General features: G+C 53.7%; 1 rRNA gene. It reads right to left on the bottom strand.

What is annotated here, in order from left to right:
• Positions 1-2,828: ribosomal RNA gene (locus EJQ19_RS17540) — 23S ribosomal RNA — on the bottom strand; the annotation flags it as partial.

Here is a 2,828-nt window from a genome sequence, read left to right as displayed (position 1 = left end):
CCGCACTTCCACCTCGAACCTATCAACCTCGTCGTCTACAAGGGGTCTTACATACTGGGAAATCTCATCTTGAGGGGGGCTTCGCGCTTAGATGCTTTCAGCGCTTATCCCCTCCGTACATAGCTACCCAGCGATGCCTCTGGCGAGACAACTGGTACACCAGCGGTACGTCCATCCCGGTCCTCTCGTACTAAGGACAGCTCCTCTCAAATTTCCTACGCCCGCGACAGATAGGGACCGAACTGTCTCACGACGTTCTGAACCCAGCTCGCGTACCGCTTTAATGGGCGAACAGCCCAACCCTTGGGACCTACTTCAGCCCCAGGATGCGATGAGCCGACATCGAGGTGCCAAACCTCCCCGTCGATGTGGACTCTTGGGGGAGATAAGCCTGTTATCCCCAGGGTAGCTTTTATCCGTTGAGCGATGGCCCTTCCATTCGGTACCACCGGATCACTAAGTCCGACTTTCGTCCCTGCTCGACTTGTTGGTCTCGCAGTCAAGCTCCCTTTTGCCTTTGCACTCTTCGAATGATTTCCAACCATTCTGAGGGAACCTTTAAACGCCTCCGTTACATTTTAGGAGGCGACCGCCCCAGTCAAACTGCCCACCTGACACTGTCCCCATACCGGTTCACGGTACCAGGTTAGAACTCCGATACGATCAGGGTGGTATCCCAACGGCGCCTCCACGCAAGCTGGCGCTCACGCTTCAAAGGCTCCCACCTATCCTGTACAGATCGTACCAAAGTCCAATATCAAGCTGCAGTAAAGCTCCATGGGGTCTTTCCGTCTTGTCGCGGGTAACCTGCATCTTCACAGGTATTAAAATTTCACCGGATCTCTCGTTGAGACAGCGCCCAAGTCGTTACGCCATTCGTGCGGGTCAGAATTTACCTGACAAGGAATTTCGCTACCTTAGGACCGTTATAGTTACGGCCGCCGTTTACTGGGGCTTCAATTCATAGCTTCGGGTTGCGCCCTAACCACTCCTCTTAACCTTCCAGCACCGGGCAGGCGTCAGCCCGTATACTTCGCCTTGCGGCTTCGCACAGACCTGTGTTTTTGCTAAACAGTCGCTTGGGCCTTTTCACTGCGGCCCCCTCGGGCTATTCACCCTACCGAGGCACCCCTTCTCCCGAAGTTACGGGGTCATTTTGCCGAGTTCCTTAACGAGAGTTCTTCCGCGCGCCTTAGAATTCTCTTCTCACCCACCTGTGTCGGTTTGCGGTACGGGCACCTTCGCCTGGCTAGAAGCTTTTCTTGGCAGTGTGAAATCATGACCTTCGGTACTAAAGATTTCCCTCCCCATCACAGCCCAGCCTTACGGTTAGCGGATTTGCCTACTAACCAGCCTCACTGCTTGGACGAGCATCCATCAGCTCGCGTCACTATCCTTCTGCGTCACTCCATCGCTCATAACGGCTACGGTGGTACAGGAATTTCCACCTGTTGTCCATCGACTACGCCTTTCGGCCTCGCCTTAGGTCCCGACTTACCCTGAGCGGACGAACCTTCCTCAGGAACCCTTAGGTTTTCGGCGGATCAGATTCTCACTGATCTTTTCGTTACTTATACCGGCATTCTCACTTGTATGCGCTCCACCAGTCCTCACGGTCTGACTTCAACGTACATACAACGCTCCCCTACCCATGCACTACGTGCAAGCCATAGCTTCGGTGGCGTGTTTAGCCCCGTTACATTTTCGGCGCAGAGTCACTCGACCAGTGAGCTATTACGCACTCTTTCAATGGTGGCTGCTTCTAAGCCAACATCCTGGTTGTCTGTGCAACTCCACATCCTTTCCCACTTAACACACACTTGGGGACCTTAGCTGATGGTCTGGGCTGTTTCCCTTTTGACAATGGATCTTAGCACTCACTGTCTGACTCCCGGAGTAAAGTTTGTGGCATTCAGAGTTTGACTGGACTTGGTAACCCTTGGCGGGCCCCGCACCCAATCAGTGCTTTACCTCCACAACTCAACCTCCGAGGCTAGCCCTAAAGCTATTTCGGGGAGAACCAGCTATCTCCGAGTTCGATTGGAATTTCTCCGCTACCCCCACCTCATCCCCGAATTTTTCAACATTCGTGGGTTCGGGCCTCCAGTGAGTGTTACCTCACCTTCACCCTGGACAGGGGTAGATCACACGGTTTCGGGTCTACGTCCACGTACTCATTCGCCCTATTCAGACTCGCTTTCGCTGCGGCTCCGTCTCTTCGACTTAACCTCGCACGGGAACGTAACTCGCCGGTTCATTCTACAAAAGGCACGCCATCACACATAAAGAGTGCTCTGACTTCTTGTAAGCACACGGTTTCAGGTTCTGTTTCACTCCGCTTCCGCGGTGCTTTTCACCTTTCCCTCACGGTACTGCTTCGCTATCGGTCACTAGGGAGTATTTAGCCTTGGCAGATGGTCCTGCCGGATTCCGACGGGGTTTCACGTGACCCGCCGTACTCAGGATCCCTCTAGGCTTGCGTTTGTTTTGGGCTACAGGGCTATTACCTTCTATGCCGGACCTTTCCAGATCACTTCGCCTAACAAACATGGGCCATAACGAGGTCCTACAACCCCAAGGGGCAAGCCCCTTGGTTTGGGCTGTTCCGCTTTCGCTCGCCGCTACTGACGGAATCACTTTTGTTTTCTTTTCCTCCAGGTACTTAGATGTTTCAGTTCCCTGGGTATGCCTCTACATTACCTATGTATTCAGTAATGAGTAACTGCGCATTACCACAGCTGGGTTCCCCCATTCGGACATCCCCGGATCAAAGCCTGCTTACGGCTCCCCGAGGCATTTCGTCGTTCGCCACGTCCTTCTTCGGCTCC

Source organism: Paenibacillus whitsoniae (assembly GCF_003955665.1).
Taxonomy (GTDB): domain Bacteria; phylum Bacillota; class Bacilli; order Paenibacillales; family NBRC-103111; genus Paenibacillus_E; species Paenibacillus_E whitsoniae.
The sequence above is the reverse complement of the archived record's forward strand: the minus strand, read 5'-3'. Positions and strand labels throughout refer to the sequence as shown.